This window comes from Streptomyces lavendofoliae, from assembly GCF_014649735.1.
GTDB classification, from domain to species: domain Bacteria; phylum Actinomycetota; class Actinomycetes; order Streptomycetales; family Streptomycetaceae; genus Streptomyces; species Streptomyces lavendofoliae.
In genome coordinates, this window is sequence record NZ_BMTP01000012.1 from 198,735 (window position 1) to 215,122 (window position 16,388).

A 16,388-nucleotide genomic window follows, 5' to 3' on the forward strand; every position below is an offset into this window, starting at 1 on the left:
TCTCATTCTCCGGCTCGTCCTTCCCCGTTCACGCTGCTGAGGACGCCGGGCAGGGCCCGGAGGAAGGCGTCCACCTCGTCGTCACCGATGACGAGCGGCGGCATGAGCCGTACGACATCGGGAGCGGGCGCGTTCACCAGGAGGCCGGCGTCCTGAGCCGCCTGCTGCACCTGAGGCGCGAGGGGCTCGGTGAGCACGATACCCAGCAGCAGGCCCGCACCACGGACATGGGAGACCAGCGAGTGGCCCAGCGCCTCGATTCCGTCGCGCAGCTTCCCGCCCAGGCGCTTGACCTCGTCGAGGGCGGAGTCGGCGGCGAGGGTGTCGAGTACGGCGAGTCCGGCGGCGCACGCGACGGGGTTGCCGCCGAACGTCGTGCCGTGGTGGCCGGGCCTCAGCAGGTCGGCCGCCGGGCCGAACGCGACGGTCGCGCCGATCGGCAGGCCGCCGCCCAGGCCCTTGGCGAGGGTGACGACGTCCGGCTCGACGCCGTGCGCCTGGTGCTCGAACCAGTGGCCGCACCGCCCGATGCCGGTCTGCACCTCGTCGAGGACGAGGAACGTGCCGGTGGCGCGGGTGATCTCCCGGGCGGCCTTCAGGTAGCCGGGCGGCGGGACGACGACGCCGTTCTCGCCCTGGATCGGCTCGATGATGACGAACGCGGTCCGGTCGGTGACGGCCGCGCGGAGCGCGTCGGCGTCCCCGTACGGGACATGGGTGACGTCCCCGGGCAGCGGAAGGAACGGCTCCTGCTTGCCGGGCTGGCCGGTCAGGGCGAGGGATCCCATCGTCCGGCCGTGGAAGCCGCCGGTGGTGGCGACCATGTGGGTCCGGCCGGTCAGCCGCCCGATCTTGAAGACGGCCTCGTTGGCCTCGGCGCCCGAGTTGCAGAAGAAGACCCGCCCCGGGCGGCCGAGCAGCTGGAGCAGCCGTTCGGCGAGGGCCACCGGCGGCTCGGCGACGAAGAGGTTGGAGACGTGGCCGAGGGCGCCGATCTGCCGCGACACCGCCTCCACGACGGCGGGGTGCGCGTGGCCGAGGGCGTTGACGGCGATGCCGCCGACGAAGTCGAGGTACTCGGTGCCGCCCGCGTCCCAGACCCTGGCGCCCTCACCGCGTACCAGCGGCAGCCGGGGCGTGCCGTAGTTGTCCATCAGCGCGCCCTGCCAGCGCCCGGTCAGGTGCTCGTTTCCGGTCATGACTCCCCCTGCGCGTCCGGCACGACCATCGTGCCGATGCCCTCGTCGGTGAAGATCTCCAGCAGGATCGAGTGCTGCACGCGCCCGTCGATCACGCGCGCGGTGGTGACGCCGTTGCGCACGGCGTGCAGGCAGCCCTCCATCTTGGGGACCATGCCGCTGGAGAGCTCGGGCAGCAGCTTCTCCAGCTCGCCGGCGGTGAGCCGGCTGATGACCTCGTCGCTGTGCGGCCAGTCCTCGTAGAGGCCCTCGACGTCGGTGAGGACCATCAGGGTCTCGGCACCCAGCGCCGCAGCGAGTGCCGCAGCCGCCGTATCAGCATTGACGTTGTAGACATGTCCGTCGTCCTCGGAACGGGCGATCGAGGACACGACCGGGATGCGGCCGTTGTCCAGCAGTGCCTCGATGGCACCGGTGTCGATCCGGGTGATCTCCCCGACGCGGCCGATGTCGACGAGTTCGCCCTCGATCCGCGGCCGGTGCTTGGTGGCGGTGATGGTGTGGGCGTCCTCGCCGGTCATTCCGACGGCGAACGGGCCGTGCTGGTTGAGCAGCCCCACGAGCTCGCGCTGGACCTGTCCGGCGAGCACCATCCGGACGACGTCCATCGCCTCGGGGGTGGTGACGCGCAGGCCCGCCTTGAACTCGCTGACCAGACCCTGTTTGTCGAGCTGGGCGCTGATCTGCGGGCCGCCGCCGTGGACCACGACGGGCCGCAGCCCGGCGTGGCGCAGGAAGACGACGTCCTGGGCGAAGGCCGCCTTCAGCTCCTCGTCGATCATGGCGTTGCCGCCGAACTTGATGACGACGGTCTTGCCGTGGTGGCGGGTGAGCCAGGGCAGGGCCTCGATGAGGATCTGCGCCTTGGGCAGGGCGGTGTGCTTCCGTGTCGTGCTCATGAGCTGTACGCGCTGTTCTCGTGGACGTAGTCGGCGGTGAGGTCGTTGGTCCAGATGACCGCGGACTCGGAGCCGGCCGCGAGATCGGCGGTGATCTTCACTTCGCGGTACCGCATGTCGACGAGGTCGCGGTCCTCGCCGACCGAGCCGTTCCTGCAGACCCAGACGCCGTTGATGGCGACGTTCAGCCGGTCGGGCTCGAAGGCGGCGTTCGTGGTGCCGATGGCGGACAGGACCCGGCCCCAGTTGGGGTCCTCGCCGTGGATGGCGCACTTGAGGAGGTTGTTGCGGGCGATGGAGCGGCCCACCTCGACGGCGTCCTCCTCGCTCGCCGCGTTGACCACCTCGACGCGGATGTCCTTGGACGCGCCCTCGGCGTCGCCGATGAGCTGACGGCTCAGGTCGCCGCAGACCCGGGTCACGGCCTCGGCGAAGTCCGCGTACGCGGGGGTGGCACCGGAGGCGCCGGAGGCCAGCAGCAGGACGGTGTCGTTGGTGGACATGCAGCCGTCGGAGTCGACCCGGTCGAAGGTGACGCGGGTGGCATCACGCAGCGCCTTGTCGAGCGTGGGTGCGTCGACGTCGGCGTCGGTGGTGAGGACGACGAGCATGGTGGCGAGGCCGGGGGCGAGCATGCCCGCGCCCTTGGCCATGCCGCCGACGGTCCAGCCGTCCGTCGTCACCACGGACGTCTTGTGGAGGGTGTCGGTGGTCTTGATGGCGATGGCGGCCTTCTCGCCGCCGTGCTCGGACAGCTCCTTGGCGGCCTTCTCCACCCCCGGGAGGAGCTTGTCCATCGGCAGCGGGACGCCGATGAGCCCGGTGGAGGCGACGGCGACCTCGCCCGCGCCGATCTCCAGGACCTCGGCCACCTTCTCGGCGGTGGCGTGGGTGTCCTGGAAGCCCTGGGGGCCGGTGCAGGCGTTGGCGCCGCCCGAGTTGAGGACGACCGCACGCAGCTCGCCGGTCTTCAGGACCTGCTCGGACCACAGGACGGGCGCGGCCTTGACGCGGTTGGAGGTGAAGACGCCCGCGGCGGCACGGCGCGGCCCGGCGTTGACCACGAGGGCCAGGTCCGGGTTGCCGTTCGCCTTGATCCCGGCGGCGACGCCCGCCGCCGTGAATCCCTTTGCTGCCGTCACGCTCACTGTGCTTCTCCGTTCGCCCCGCCGTGGTGGCGGTTGATGTCCCTGTCTCCCGCGCGGCCCGAAAGCGCGCGTATCGTGCACCTCAGCGGCCCGGCGGCCACCCGCGCGTCGCTCACCCTGCCGCTCCGTTCGCTTCTCCGCCCGCGCGGCCCGAAAGCGCGCGCATCGTCGTCGACCGCGGCCCGGCGGCCACGCGCGCGTCGCTCACGGTGCGACTCCGATCGTGGAAAGGCCCGTGTCCTCGGGGAGCCCGAGGGCGATGTTCATGCTCTGCACCGCGCCGCCGGCGGTGCCCTTGGTGAGGTTGTCGATGGCGCTGATCGCGATGACGCGACCCGCCGCCGCGTCGTACGCGACCTGGACCTGCACGGCGTTGGAGCCGTAGACGGACGCCGTCGCCGGCCAGCGACCCTCGGGAAGGAGGTGGACGAACGGCTCGTCGGCGTACGCCTTGGCGTACGCGGCCCGGACGTCGTCGGCCGTGGTGCCCGGCTTCGCCTTGGCGCTGCACGTGGCGAGGATGCCGCGGGCCATGGGGGCGAGGGTCGGGGTGAAGGAGACGGTGACCGGCTCGCCGGCGACCGCGCCGAGGTTCTGCATCATCTCGGGCGTGTGCCGGTGGCCGCCGCCGACGCCGTACGGACTCATGGAGCCCATGACCTCGGAGCCGAGCAGGTGCGGCTTGAGCGCCTTGCCCGCGCCGGAGGTGCCGGTCGCGGCGACGATCACCGCTTCGGGCTCGGCGAGGCCGCCGGCGTACGCGGGGAAGAGCGCCAGCGACACGGCGGTGGGGTAACAACCGGGCACCGCGACGCGCTTGGCCCCCTCCAGCGCGGCGCGGGCACCCGGCAGTTCGGGGAGGCCGTAGGGCCAGGTGCCGGCGTGCGCGGAGCCGTAGAACCGCTCCCAGTCGGCGGCGTCCCTGAGCCGGAAGTCGGCGCCCATGTCGACGACCAGGACATCGTCGCCGAGCTGCTCGGCGACGGCGGCGGACTGGCCGTGCGGCAGGGCGAGGAAGACGACGTCGTGACCGGCCAGGGCCTCGGCGGTGGTCGGCTCGAGGACCCGGTCGGCGAGCGGCACCAGGTGCGGCTGCAGCGCGCCGAGCGTCTGGCCGGCGTTGGAGTGGCCGGTCAGCGCGCCGATCTCGACCCGGGGGTGGCCGAGGAGCAGACGGAGCACCTCTCCGCCCGCGTATCCGCTCGCGCCCGCCACTGCTGCTCGTACTGCCATCGAACCCTCCTCATCGATGGCATGACTATACGCAGTGCCGCAGTTTTATGCAAAGTGCTTCCGATGACCGTTGTTGACCTTGACACGGTGGCAAGGTCTTCACTGGTTGCCGAGGAGGTGGTCTCGATGACGGCCATGGGAGAGGAAACGGACGCGGCCGGGGCGTTCCGGGGGCTGGAGGACGGGCGGGCGTCGGTGCGGCTGCGGGCCGCTCTGACGATGGGCACGACGCCCGACCCGCGCTTCGTCGACAAGCTCGTCGAGCGGTGCGCGATCGAGCCGGAGTTCTTCGTCCGGGACACGCTGACCTGGGCGCTCACCCGCCACCCGGTGTCCATGACGCTTCCCGCGCTGGTCCGCGAGGTCCGCTCGGAACGCTCGCGGGCGCGGAGCCAGGCGCTGCACACCCTGTCCAAGATCGGTGACCGGCGGGCCTGGCCGGCGATCACACCGGCGCTGCTGCTGGACGCCGACGACGAGGTGGCGCGGAGCGCCTGGCGCGCCGCGGTCGTGCTCGTACCGGAGGGCGGGGAGCCCGGCCTCGCCGCGGTACTGGTGACACAGCTCGGGCGCGGTGGTCGGGAGACGCAGCTCAGTCTGAGCCGGGCGCTGGTCGCGCTGGGTGAGGTGGTGGTACCGGCCCTGCGGGCGGCCGGGACGTCCGCCGACCCGCGTGCGCGCGCCCACGCGCTCGCCACCCGGCGGCTGCTGCGCGAGCCGGACACCGGATTCGAGTACGCGATCGAGGAGGCCAAGCGCGTCGTGGCACTCGGGGGACCGGCGCCGGGGGACGACGGGGCGTGCTGATCGGTGAGGTGGCGCGGCGGTCCGGGGTCAGCGCCCGCATGCTCCGGCACTACGAGTCGCTCGGCCTGGTGCGGCCCTCCGGCCGGACGGGATCCGGCTACCGGGAGTACTCCGGCGAGGACATCCGGCGGATCTTCCACGTGGAGAGCCTGCGGTCGCTGGGGCTGTCCCTGCGCGAGATCGGGCGCGCGCTCGACGATCCCGGGTTCGCGCCCTCGGCGCTCGTCGGGGACCTCGTCCGCCGGACACGCGAACGCGTCGCGGCCGAGACGGAGCTGCTCACCCGGCTGCGCCGGATCGACGCCACGGACCCCGCCGGCTGGGAGGACGTCCTCCAGGCCGTCGCGCTCCTCCAGGCACTGGGCTCGAAGAGCGCGGGCACGCGGCAGCGGGCGGCCCTTTCCGCGGCCGACGAGGTCCCGGTGCCGGTGGAGGCCCTCGTGGAGGCCGTGCTGAGCGAGACGGATCCGAACGTCGCGGGGGCCCTTCGCTGGGCGCTGGCACGGTCGGGCGGCGGTGGCCCGGCACTCCTGGCCGAGGGCCTCGGCTCACCGGTGGCCGCGGTGCGTGAACGCGCGGTGCGGGCCCTGGCCGGGATGCCCGGCGAGGAGGCCGCCTCGCGCTTGCGGGAAGCTCTGGCGCACCCCGACGCCGTGGTCCGCCGGTACGCGGCGCCGGCACTCGGGACGCGCGGCGTGACCGAAGCCGTCCCGGCGCTCATCGACATGATCGTGGAGGGAAGGAACGACACCGACGCGGCCGATGCGCTGGGCGCGTTGGCGAGTGACGCCGCGACGGCCGACAGGATTGCGACCGGGCTCGTCGACCGCCTCGCCCGAGCCGCCCCGGGAGCGTCCGCGCGCGGGCGGCTGACCCAGGCGCTGGCGGACGTCCCGGGAACGGTGGCGGCACGTGCCCTCGCGGAGCTGTCGCACGACCGGGACCCCGCCGTCGCGCTGACGGCGGCGTACCTCCTTCGGACGCGCGAGGCACGCTGAGGAGTTCCCTCCGCCGGACCTGTGGGCGGCCCGCGCCGGGCGGAGGGGCCCTGGGCGGCCCGCGCCGGGCGGAGGGGTCCGGGAACGGTGCCGCCGCCTCCGGCGAGGGGGCGGCGGAACTTCCGGCGGGCTGCGGCGGCACGGCGCCCGCCCCTCCGGCCGGCGTCCAACCGCGACGCTCGGCCGTCCCTGCCCCGACTGCCGAAGGGCCGCCGGCCGGTCCGGGCCGGTCCGCGCCGTGCCGCCGGGCGCGACCGGCCAAGACCGACCGGCCACGCCCCGGTACCGCCCCGCGGGGGCACCCGGCACCGGGGCACGGGTGGCGCCGGGTCAGGCTCCGACATAGGCGGCGAGGTGTTCGCCGGTGAGGGTGGACCGGTCGGCGACCAGGTCGGCGGGGGTGCCCTCGAAGACGATCCGGCCGCCGTCGTGGCCCGCGCCGGGGCCCAGGTCGATGATCCAGTCGGCGTGTGCCATCACCGCCTGGTGATGCTCGATGACGATGACCGTCTTGCCGGAGTCGACCAGCCGGTCCAGCAGCCCGAGGAGCTGTTCGACGTCGGCGAGGTGGAGGCCGGTGGTCGGCTCGTCCAGGACGTAGACGCCGCCCTTGTCGCCCATGTGGGTCGCCAGCTTGAGCCGCTGCCGCTCACCGCCGGACAGGGTGGTCAGCGGCTGCCCGAGGGTGAGGTAGCCGAGGCCCACGTCGGCGAGCCTGCCGAGGATCCGGTGGGCGGCCGGGGTGCGTGCCTCGCCGTCGGCGAAGAACTCCGCGGCCTCGGTGACCGGCATCGCCAGCACCTCGCTGATGTCACGGCCGCCGAGGCGGTACTCCAGGACGGACGCCTGGAACCGCTTGCCCTCGCACTCCTCGCAGGTGGTGGCGACACCGGCCATCATCGCCAGGTCGGTGTAGATGACGCCGGCGCCGTTGCAGGTGGGGCAGGCGCCCTCGGAGTTGGCGCTGAACAGCGCCGGCTTCACGCCGTTGGCCTTGGCGAACGCCTTGCGGATCGGGTCGAGCAGCCCGGTGTACGTCGCCGGGTTGCTGCGCCGCGACCCCCGGATCGGGGTCTGGTCGACGGAGACGACGCCCTCGTCCGCCGGGATCGACCCGTGGACGAGCGAGCTCTTGCCGGAACCCGCGACGCCGGTGACGACGGTGAGCACCCCGAGCGGGATGTCGACGTCGACGTCGCGCAGGTTGTTCGCCGTCGCGCCGCGGATCGCCAGGGTGCCGGTGGCCTTGCGGACCGTCTCCTTGAGGGCGGCCCGGTCGTCGAGGTGGCGGCCGGTGATGGTGCCGGCCGCCCGCAGGCCCTCGACGGTGCCCTCGAAGCAGACGGTGCCGCCCGCGGCGCCGGCGCCCGGGCCGAGGTCGACGACATGGTCGGCGATCACGATCGTCTCCGGCTTGTGCTCGACGACGAGCACCGTGTTGCCCTTGTCGCGCAGCCGCCGCAGCAGGTCGTTCATCCGCTGGATGTCGTGCGGGTGGAGACCGACGGTGGGTTCGTCGAAGACGTATGTGACGTCGGTGAGCGACGACCCGAGGTGGCGGATCATCTTCACGCGCTGTGCCTCACCGCCGGACAGCGAGCCGGAGGACCGGTTCAGGGCGAGGTAGCCGAGCCCGATCTCCACGAACGAGTCGAGCGTCTGCCGCAGCGCGGTCAGCAGCGGTGCCACCGACGGCTCGTCGAGGTCACGGACCCAGCCGGCCAGGTCCCTGATCTCCATCGCGCACGCGTCGGCGATGCTGATTCCGCCGATCCTGGACGACCGGGCCGCCTCGGTGAGACGGGTGCCGTCGCAGTCGGGGCAGGTCGTGAAGGTGACGGCCCGCTCGACGAACGCCCGGATGTGCGGCTGCATCGCCTCCTTGTCCTTGGACAGGAACGACTTCTGGATCTTGGGGATCAGCCCTTCGTAGGTGAGGTTGACTCCGTTGACCTTCACCTTGGTGGGCTCGCGGTAGAGGAAGTCCTGCATCTCCTTCTTGGTGAACGTGCGGATCGGCTTGTGGGGGTCCAGGAAGCCCGACTGGGCGTAGACGCCCACCGTCCACACGTTGTCCGACTTCCAGCCGGGGATGGTGAACGCGCCCTCGGCGATCGACTTGGAGTCGTCGTAGAGCTGGGTGAGGTCGATGTCGGAGACCGTGCCCCGGCCCTCGCAGCGCGTGCACATGCCGCCGGTGCGGCTGAAGGTCACCTTTTCGGTCCGGGTCCTGTCGGCGCCGCGGTCGACCCGGAACCCGCCGCTCGCCTGCACGGAGGCGACGTTGAACGAGTACGCGCCCGGCGGGCCGATGTGCGGCTCCCCGAGGCGGCTGAAGAGGATGCGCAGCATCGCGTTGGCGTCGGTGGCCGTGCCGACGGTGGAGCGGGGGTCGGCGCCCATCCGCTGCTGGTCGACGGTGATCACCGTCGTCAGCCCGTCGAGGACGTCGACCTCGGGCCGCGCCGGCGTGGGCATGAAGCCCTGCACGAAGGCGCTGTACGTCTCGTTGATCAGCCGCTGCGACTCGGCGGCGATGGTGTCGAACACCAGGGAACTCTTGCCCGAACCGGACACACCCGTGAACACCGTCAGCCGGCGCTTCGGGATCTCGATGCTGACGTCCTTGAGGTTGTTCTCCCGCGCGCCGTGGACGCGGATCAGATCGTGGCTGTCGGCTATGTGCGGCACAGCGGTCCGCACGCCGGTCGTGGTGGCCCTGTCGGCCGTGCTCATCGGGTCTCCATCCATGGGGCGGGACCGCCCTGCGCGGTCCGCCTCGGCCTCGCGTGGCTCGATTATCCGGCCGGTACGGCACGCGCGCCCGGAATTCCGGGCGGCGGCGTCACGGGCGCGTCCGGGAGGGCGCCCGGGGAAGGCTCCGGGCGCGCGGGGTCCCCTCGAACCCGACGTCGTCGCGCACCTCCGGGCCGTGCACCTCGCGGTTGAAGGCGAGCGCCCGGTCGTGGTCGTCGACCGCGACGAAGCACCGCGCGAGCTTGATGTCCATGGTCACGACGCTACGAGGCGGCGGAGGATCCCGCTTCTCCGATCCTGACCGGTCGTGCGCGGATCCTGGCCACGCACGCCGGGAACGCGGCGTGCGGCATCGTGGCGGAGGGCCCGGCAGGCGCCGGGGCTCTCCCCGGCCGGTCGCGGGAAGCGCGAGCCGAACGACCCGCGCGAGGTGCGGCCGACCGCGCGGCGGACCTCGGTCACGCTGATGCCTGGGCAGGGCAACCGGTAATATCCGCTGCTTCGACCCCATGGCGCGACTCGGGAGGAAAGGGTGGCAGCGAACCCCTTGGCTGCGGTGCTCGCCCGTGTGCCGGACGTGACGCGGGAGGTGTCCGCCGACCGGAGCGGCGCGCTGTGGCGGCTCGCGGAGGACGGCAGGCAACTGGACGCCAACGTGGTGCGTCTGGCCGCCGGCAGCCGGGTCGCCGGCCATGTCGAGCCCGACCTGGACGTCCTGCTGTACGTCGTGGAGGGCACCGGACGGCTGGACACCGCCGAGGGCGAACGGACCGTAGGGGCGGGGTGCCTGGTGTGGCTGCCGCGCGGCGCCCGGCGCGGTATGGCGGCCGGGCCGGAGGGGCTGGCGTACCTCACGGTGCACCGCCGCCGCCCGGGGCTGTCGATCGGTGCGGCGTCCGCCCGTACCAGCGCCGCGGCCCCCGTGGCGGAGGAGCCGGAGGGCGGCGAGCCCGCCTGCCTCCTCGACCGGGTGTGCCCCGAGTGCGGCCGGCTCGCGCCCGACGGGTCCGGCGTCCGCTTCTGCGGGTGGTGCGGGTCCCGGCTGGCGGCCGGCTGAACCGGGCGGCGCCCGCCCGCCCCGCTACTTCCGCACGGCCTTCAGGACGACGAACTTCCGGTCGCTCGCGACGACTTCGGCGTTGCCGAAGATGCGGCGCAGGGTCACGTGGTAGCCGAGGTGCCGGTTGCCGACGACCCACAGTTCGCCGCCGGGGCGCAGCGCCCGGCGGGCTCCGGAGAACATCCGGCGGGCCGTGAGGTCGGTCGTCGCCTGGTGGCTGTGGAAGGGCGGGTTGTTGAGGACCAGGTCCACGGACCCGGCGGGTACGCCGGCGAGGCAGTCCCCCACCAGGAACTCCGCCTCGGCGTCCGGTCCCGCTCCGGCCCGGAAGGTCTCCTCGGCCGACGCCACGGCCTGGTACGACTCGTCGGTGAACAGGAGGCGTGCGCCGGGCTCGGCCAGTGCCACCGCGAGGCCCACCACGCCGTTGCCGCAGCCCAGGTCGACGACCCGGGAGCGGCCGAGGCCGCGCGGCAGGTGCCGCAGGAAGAATCGGGTGCCGATGTCGAGCCGGTCGGCGCAGAAGACGCCCGCGTGGTTGACCACGGTCCGGCCTGCGACCGGGGCGGGCGCGTCGGCGGGCAGGGCGTAGCGAAGCGGCCAGGGGCCGGGCGAGCGGGGCAGGTCCGGGTCCGGCGCGCAGTGGATGAGGCGGGCCTTCTTCACGGCCAGGGACGTACGGGTCGGGCCGAGGACGCGCTCGAAGAGGGTGAGCGTGGAGGTGTGGATCTCCTTGACCATGCCGGTGCCGACGACGACGGTCCCGGGGTGGACGGCCGGGGCGAGGCGGTGGAGCTGGTCCTCCAGCAGGGCGAGGCTCTTGGGGACCCGGACCAGGAGGACGTCGACGCGCTGCGGCGGGGCGTCCCGGGTGGTCAGCAGGCGGACGGCGCCGGGGTCGATCCCGTTGCGGGCGAGGTTGGCGCGGGTGGCCTCGCGGGTGAGGTACGAGTCGGTGATCTGGACGACCTGCGCGGGGAACCGCCCGGCGAGCGAGGTGGCCAGGGCGCCCCACCGGTCGCCGGCCGCGACCACGGTGCCGGAGGCGGGGAGCGGGGAGTCGGCCAGGTGGTTCAGCAGGTACTCGTCGGCGGCGTCCCAGGCGCGCAGCCGGTCGCGCGGGTCCTCGGGGAAGCGGGCGAGCTCGTACGCGCCCCATGGCGTGGTCAGACGGTTCATTGTCCGCCCAGGCTAGCCGGTGGGCCGGGGGCTACCGGAACCGGAGCGCCATCCAGTGCTCCGGCACGTCCAGCGGCTCGAAGCCGGCCTTCGCGTACACGCCGTGCGCGTCGTGCGTGGCGAGCACGACGCGGGTGACGCCGAAGGGGGCGAGGTGGTCGCGTACCGCTTCGACCAGCGCGGTGCCCAGGCCCTTGCCGCGGGTGGACCGGTCGACGTAGACGTCGCAGAGCCAGGCGAAGGTCGCGTGGTCGGTGACGACGCGGGCGTAGGCGACGAGTTCGCCCGAGGCGGTCTCGTACGCGCCGAAGTTGAGCGATCCGTCGATGGCGCGGTCCTGCTTCTCGCGGCTGCGACCGAGGGCCCAGTACGCGTCGGTCGAGAGCCAGTGGTGGACGCGGGCCCGGTCGAGCCGGGCGGCGTCGGTGGAGATCTCGTACGCGTCCAGGGCTGTCGTCGTCTCGTCCATGATCGGACTCTGGCAGGGCGGGGCCGGGTTGTCTGTGGTCCGGGCCACGGTGTCACCCGCGGCCGGCCGGCCCCCGCACGGCTCGCTCCGGGTGACGCGGACCACACCCCCGGACGTAGACTCCCCCTACGGAACGACAATCAGGGCAAACCGGTGCGAGGAGGCCACTCGATGCATGCGACCGTGGGCGACACACTGCTGGTGCACGGCAGGATCGTCGGCCAGCACGACAGGACCGCCGAGGTCATCGAGGTGCTCGGGCCGGACGGGACACCTCCGTACCGCGTCCGCTTCGACGACGGTCACGAGACCGTGATGTCCCCGGGCCCCGACAGCGTCGTGCGCCACAAGGAGCCCGGCTAGGAAGCGTCCGGAAACCGGCGGCGCCCCGCCCGGACGGCGGGGCCGGTGGGCCCCGGACCGGGCGGGACGTCGCGGACACGACCGACGGGCCCTACTCCGGCGGGCGGGCCGGTGCGGGGTAGTGGTCGGCCACGACCCTGGCCATCGCCCCGACGCGGTCGGTGACGACCTCCTTGCCCGAGAAGAAGACGTGGCCGCGCACCCTCGGGTACTCACCGGCCAGGGTGAGGTGGCGCGACAGCTCGGCCGGGTCCTGCCAGGCGGCCGGCTGGGCCGGGTCGCCGGCCTTGTACAGCGCCTCCCCCACGTACACGTCGACGCCCGTGCCGCGTGCGACGTCGTCCCACCAGGGCACCAGCTTGGCGTAGTCGGCGGCGGCGAAGCCGATGTGCCAGTACAACTGCGGCACCACGTGGTCGATCCAGCGCTCCTTCACCCACCGGCGGGTGTCGGCGTGCAGGTGGTCGTACGTCTGGACCCCGGCCCGGGTGTCGGAGCCCAGCGGGTCGGTGGCGGCGTTGCGCCACACGCCGAACGGGCTGATCCCGAACCGCACGTCCTTGTCGATCTCCCGGATCCCCTCGGACATCTCCCGCACCAGCCGGTCGATGTTGTCCCGCCGCCACGCGGCCCTGTCGGGAAACCCCGCGCCGTGCGCCGCGTAGGTGGCGTCGTCGGCGAAGGACTGGCCCGCCACCGGATAGGGATAGAAGTAGTCGTCGAAGTGGACGGCGTCGATGTCGTAGCGGCGTACGGCGTCGAGCATGGCGTCCTGGACGAAGCGCCGCACCTCCGGCAGCCCCGGGTCGTAGTACAGCTTCCCGCCGTACGGCACGACCCAGTCCGGGTGGACGCGGGCGGGGTGCCCGTCGGCCAGGCGCGCCGGATCGGTGTGGTTGGCCACCCGGTACGGATTGAACCAGGCGTGCAGTTCCAGGCCACGCGCGTGCGCCTCGGCCACCGCCGTGCCCAGCGGGTCCCAGCCGGGGTCCCGGCCCTGCACCCCGGTGAGGTACTGGGACCAGGGCTCGTACGGCGAGGGCCACAGCGCGTCGGCGGTGGGCCGTACCTGGAACACCACCGCGTTAAGCCGCCGCTCCACCGCGGCGTCGAGGAAGGCCAGCAGCTCGGCCCGCTGCCGGTCGGCCGGCAGGCCCGGCTTGGAGGGCCAGTCGCGGTTGGCCACGGTGGCCAGCCACATGCCGCGGAACTCCCGGCCGACCCGCCGCCCGCGGTGCTTGCCGTGCTTGCCGTGCTTCGCGCGCGTGCCGAGCCCGCCGCGGTCGTTCCGGTGCCCGTGCCCGGGTCGCGCCGCCGCGCCCGCGTCCGACGCCCACAGCGACGCCACCGCTCCGAGGGCGGCCGCCGTCAGGCCGCGTCTGCCGATATGCCGCATTCATATGCCCCTTACAAGCGTGTTGCTCCTGCTATCGCCCCTTCTCCGCAGAGCATGCCCGCCCCGGACCGCCCTCCACCCGCGCGGACGGAGTAACGTCGTGGGGTCGAGGCGGGCGCCGGAATCACACGGGGGTCCTGCCGCAGGGAAGATCAGCGAAAGGCACGATGTGACCGACATCGAACGCGTCGGAGTGGTGGGCTGCGGCCAGATGGGCGCGGGCATCGCGGAGGTGTGTGCCCGGAGCGGCCTGGAGGTCAAGGTCGCCGAGACCACCGGCGAGGCGCTGGAGATCGGCCGTACCCGGCTGTACAACTCGCTCTCCAAGGCCGCCCAGCGGGGGAAGATCACCGAGGAGGAGCGCGACGCCACGCTGGCCCGGCTCAGCTTCACCACCGACCTCGGCGAGTTCGCCGACCGTGACCTGGTCATCGAGGCGGTCGTCGAGAACGAGCAGGTGAAGACCGAGATCTTCCAGGTCCTCGACCAGGTCGTGACCCGCCAGGACGCGATCCTCGCCTCCAACACCTCCTCCATCCCGCTGGTGAAGCTGGCCGTGGCGACGTCCCGCCCGGACCAGGTCATCGGCATCCACTTCTTCAACCCGGCCCCGGTGCAGCAGCTCGTCGAGCTGATCCCGGCGCTGACCACCTCCGAGGGCACGATCAGCCGCTCCCAGGCCGTGGTCGAGAAGGTGCTCGGCAAGCACGCGATCCGCGCCCAGGACCGCTCCGGCTTCGTGGTGAACGCGCTGCTGATCCCGTACCTCCTCTCCGCGATCCGGATGTTCGAGTCGGGCATCGCGAGCCGCGAGGACATCGACAACGGCATGGAGATGGGCTGCGCCCACCCCATGGGCCCGCTCAAGCTCGCCGACCTCATCGGGCTGGACACCGTCGCGTCGGTCGCCGACTCGATGTACGCCGAGTACAAGGAGCCGCTGTACGCCGCTCCCCCGCTGCTCCAGCGCATGGTGGACGCCGGGCGCCTCGGCCGCAAGACGGGCTCCGGCTTCTACCCCTACTCCTGACCTGCGCAAAGCCCTCTACTCTCGACCTTCCGTGGGCGCTGCGGAGGCCGCGAAAAGGGCCGCTCCCAGGCGAACTGGAGAGCGGCCCTTCGACTGCGCGGAACCGTTAGGGAGTTCTCAGGGAGTTTCAGCGGGAGTCCATGGCGAGCCAGGCGTCAATCGCGGTCCGGCCCCGCTCTCCCCTGTCCGGCATGAAGTGCGCGTACACCCTGAAGGTGATCTCAGGAGAGGCATGTCCCATCCAGTGTGACAGGGACACCGGATCCTCGCCAGCAGCCAGTTGGACGCTCGCGTAGGTATGCCGGAAGCGGTGGTGCATCTTCTCCCTCGACGGCTCCCACCCCTCCTCGTCTCGCGGTGCGATCAGCCCTGCCGCGGCAAGCGCCGGCTTCATCGTCTTGCTGTTGTAGACGCTGGGGTTGATGCGATTGCCGTGCCACGTCGTCGCCAGCAGCCGTACCGTGGCCGCCTTCCGCTGCCCGTTTCCGGGCCCGTGCCACGGCAGGGTCACTTCGACCGGCGGGAACTTCTCCTCGTGCTCACGGATGGCCTTGAGCAAGCCGGGCGACAGCGGGATGTCCCTCTCCTTCCTGCCCTTGGGCAGCTTGAAGTACGGGCTGGTCCCGTTCTCCCAGAGCAGCTGCCGCCTCAGGTGGATCACCATGCGTTCTTCGTCCACATCATCCGGGCTGAACCCGAACGCCTCCGCTTGTCGCTCCCCCGCGCCGACACCGAGGTCCATGATGATGCGGTACCGCTCCGGCAGTGCCTTCCTGATGGCCGTGGCTTCCTCGGCCGTCCAGGCCCGCGCCTTGGTGTCCGCGGCCGACGCTGGTCGCACGTCGGAACGGGCCTCGCTGCACGGGTTCTTAGGGATCCGCTTGCCCACCGCAGTCTTGAAGATCGAGCTGAGGTGGTTCCAGATGACGGTGATGGTCGTGTCTTCGAGCCCCCTGGACCGAAGTTCCTTGCGCCAGGCCAGCAGGTGCTCGTCGCCGATGACGTTCATGGGCTGCCGCCCCAGCGGCGTGCCGATGACGTGCTTCCAGATCTTTGACTTCATCGGGATGGCGGTGCCGACCGGGTCCTGCCTCGTCGGCCACCATTCCGTCTCGATGTAGGCCGCGAGGGTCATGGCCCCGTCGCGGTCGTCGATGAACTCCCTGCGCTTGCTGTCGATGATCGCTTTGGCGCGCCAGGTCTTCGCGTCGTCCAGAGTCTCGAATGACCTGGCCTTGACGCCGGGGATGCCGGCGACCTTGTAACGCTTTCCCTTGCCGTAGAGCGGGGTTCGCTCTCGCTTGCCGGTCTCCTTGTTGGGGCGCTTCTTCAGCCAGCGATCTTCGATGTAGCCGGCCACGGCCATCCCTCCCCATTGAGGTCATGCAGGCGGATTCGCAGCATGCGTTCGGTGACGTCGAGCTCGGCCGCGGCCAGCCGCACATCGTCGGCCCACTGCGCCACGGCGGCAAGGTCGGAGATGTGGATCAGTTTACGGGCTGCCTCGATGTCCGCACGGCGTTCCTGATGGAGGGCCAGAGGGTGGGCGGCATCGAGCCCTACCCCGCAGCCGAGGTCGTCGGCCAGGGCGTGCTCGGCCTCGTGCGCGAGCACGCATCTCTCCTGCCTAGCGGACAGGCCGGTGGCGATGACGATCTTTCGGTGTACGGGCGACCATGCGCCCCAGGTGTCTCGCAGATGAACGCGCACGACTGGTATGCCGAGTTGCTCGAGGGTTCTCATCGGCGAGTAAGGCATAGCACCCCCACATATGCGATCGGGTGGGAGGCGTCGCTTGGACACTCTTTGTACACCACTCAACAACGCAACGGAAGGAAACCTTCAGAAAC

The 16,388-nt window shown here is 72.1% G+C and carries 15 protein-coding genes and 1 pseudogene; 5 read left to right on the forward strand and 11 right to left on the reverse strand.

Going from position 1 to position 16,388, the window contains the following annotated elements:
- Positions 1 to 2: 2 nt before the first annotated feature.
- The 4 genes from IE109_RS22675 to argC form a co-directional block, all read right to left on the reverse strand.
- Positions 3 to 1,199, reverse strand: coding sequence for an acetylornithine transaminase (locus IE109_RS22675; RefSeq protein WP_189552855.1), 1,197 nt, complete (start codon positions 1,197 to 1,199; stop codon positions 3 to 5).
- The gene (gene argB / locus IE109_RS22680; protein WP_189552856.1) at positions 1,196 to 2,098 is read right to left on the reverse strand and encodes an acetylglutamate kinase; all 903 of its coding nucleotides are present in this window, start codon (positions 2,096 to 2,098) and stop codon (positions 1,196 to 1,198) included. Before argB ends, IE109_RS22675 begins: the two co-directional genes overlap by 4 nt.
- On the reverse strand, positions 2,095 to 3,246 hold the full coding sequence (gene argJ / locus IE109_RS22685) for a bifunctional glutamate N-acetyltransferase/amino-acid acetyltransferase ArgJ (protein ID WP_189552857.1): 1,152 nt from the start codon (positions 3,244 to 3,246) through the stop codon (positions 2,095 to 2,097). The genes argB and argJ overlap by 4 nt, the downstream gene beginning before the upstream one ends.
- A gap of 204 nt (positions 3,247 to 3,450) precedes the next feature.
- On the reverse strand, positions 3,451 to 4,479 hold the full coding sequence (gene argC / locus IE109_RS22690; RefSeq protein WP_189552858.1) for an N-acetyl-gamma-glutamyl-phosphate reductase: 1,029 nt from the start codon (positions 4,477 to 4,479) through the stop codon (positions 3,451 to 3,453).
- A gap of 126 nt (positions 4,480 to 4,605) precedes the next feature.
- Here argC and IE109_RS22695 point away from each other — a divergent pair, with 126 nt between their 5' ends.
- Together IE109_RS22695 and IE109_RS22700 are read left to right on the forward strand one after the other, a co-directional pair.
- A complete protein-coding gene (locus IE109_RS22695) occupies positions 4,606 to 5,286 on the forward strand; it encodes a HEAT repeat domain-containing protein (protein ID WP_189552859.1) in 681 nt (226 codons plus the stop codon).
- On the forward strand, positions 5,280 to 6,284 hold the full coding sequence (locus IE109_RS22700) for a MerR family transcriptional regulator (protein ID WP_189552860.1): 1,005 nt from the start codon (positions 5,280 to 5,282) through the stop codon (positions 6,282 to 6,284). The genes IE109_RS22695 and IE109_RS22700 overlap by 7 nt, the downstream gene beginning before the upstream one ends.
- Before the next feature lie 330 nt (positions 6,285 to 6,614).
- On the opposite strand, the gene IE109_RS22705 is transcribed toward IE109_RS22700, so the two are convergent.
- A complete protein-coding gene (locus tag IE109_RS22705) occupies positions 6,615 to 9,020 on the reverse strand; it encodes an ATP-binding cassette domain-containing protein (protein WP_189552861.1) in 2,406 nt (801 codons plus the stop codon).
- Positions 9,021 to 9,180: 160 nt separating this feature from the next.
- Positions 9,181 to 9,294 (reverse strand): annotated as a pseudogene (locus IE109_RS22710) (VOC family protein); the annotation flags it as partial.
- Positions 9,295 to 9,573: 279 nt separating this feature from the next.
- On the opposite strand from IE109_RS22710, the gene IE109_RS22715 reads away from it, so the two are divergent.
- Positions 9,574 to 10,098: an AraC family ligand binding domain-containing protein gene (locus tag IE109_RS22715; RefSeq protein WP_189552862.1), complete on the forward strand. Its 525-nt coding sequence runs from the start codon at positions 9,574 to 9,576 to the stop codon at positions 10,096 to 10,098.
- Between the two features lie 24 nt (positions 10,099 to 10,122).
- Here the strand turns inward: IE109_RS22715 and IE109_RS22720 are convergent, their stop codons facing one another.
- Positions 10,123 to 11,280, reverse strand: a complete 1,158-nt coding sequence (locus IE109_RS22720) for a methyltransferase (protein WP_189552863.1) — start codon at positions 11,278 to 11,280, stop codon at positions 10,123 to 10,125.
- A 31-nt stretch (positions 11,281 to 11,311) separates the two neighbouring features.
- Complete coding sequence (locus tag IE109_RS22725; protein WP_189552864.1) at positions 11,312 to 11,749, reverse strand: GNAT family N-acetyltransferase; 438 nt, start codon at positions 11,747 to 11,749, stop codon at positions 11,312 to 11,314.
- Positions 11,750 to 11,920: 171 nt separating this feature from the next.
- On the opposite strand from IE109_RS22725, the gene IE109_RS22730 reads away from it, so the two are divergent.
- A complete protein-coding gene (locus IE109_RS22730; RefSeq protein WP_189552865.1) occupies positions 11,921 to 12,112 on the forward strand; it encodes a DUF1918 domain-containing protein in 192 nt (63 codons plus the stop codon).
- 91 nt (positions 12,113 to 12,203) lie between these two features.
- Here the strand turns inward: IE109_RS22730 and IE109_RS22735 are convergent, their stop codons facing one another.
- A complete protein-coding gene (locus tag IE109_RS22735) occupies positions 12,204 to 13,508 on the reverse strand; it encodes a glycoside hydrolase family 10-like protein (RefSeq protein WP_189552866.1) in 1,305 nt (434 codons plus the stop codon).
- Between the two features lie 169 nt (positions 13,509 to 13,677).
- Here IE109_RS22735 and IE109_RS22740 point away from each other — a divergent pair, with 169 nt between their 5' ends.
- Complete coding sequence (locus IE109_RS22740) at positions 13,678 to 14,538, forward strand: 3-hydroxybutyryl-CoA dehydrogenase (RefSeq protein ID WP_189552867.1); 861 nt, start codon at positions 13,678 to 13,680, stop codon at positions 14,536 to 14,538.
- A gap of 127 nt (positions 14,539 to 14,665) precedes the next feature.
- On the opposite strand, the gene IE109_RS22745 is transcribed toward IE109_RS22740, so the two are convergent.
- Both IE109_RS22745 and IE109_RS22750 read right to left on the reverse strand, forming a co-directional pair.
- Positions 14,666 to 15,898: a tyrosine-type recombinase/integrase gene (locus IE109_RS22745; RefSeq protein WP_189552868.1), complete on the reverse strand. Its 1,233-nt coding sequence runs from the start codon at positions 15,896 to 15,898 to the stop codon at positions 14,666 to 14,668.
- The gene (locus tag IE109_RS22750; protein ID WP_308431384.1) at positions 15,868 to 16,296 is read right to left on the reverse strand and encodes an ImmA/IrrE family metallo-endopeptidase; all 429 of its coding nucleotides are present in this window, start codon (positions 16,294 to 16,296) and stop codon (positions 15,868 to 15,870) included. Before IE109_RS22750 ends, IE109_RS22745 begins: the two co-directional genes overlap by 31 nt.
- Between the last annotated feature and the right edge of the window lie 92 nt (positions 16,297 to 16,388).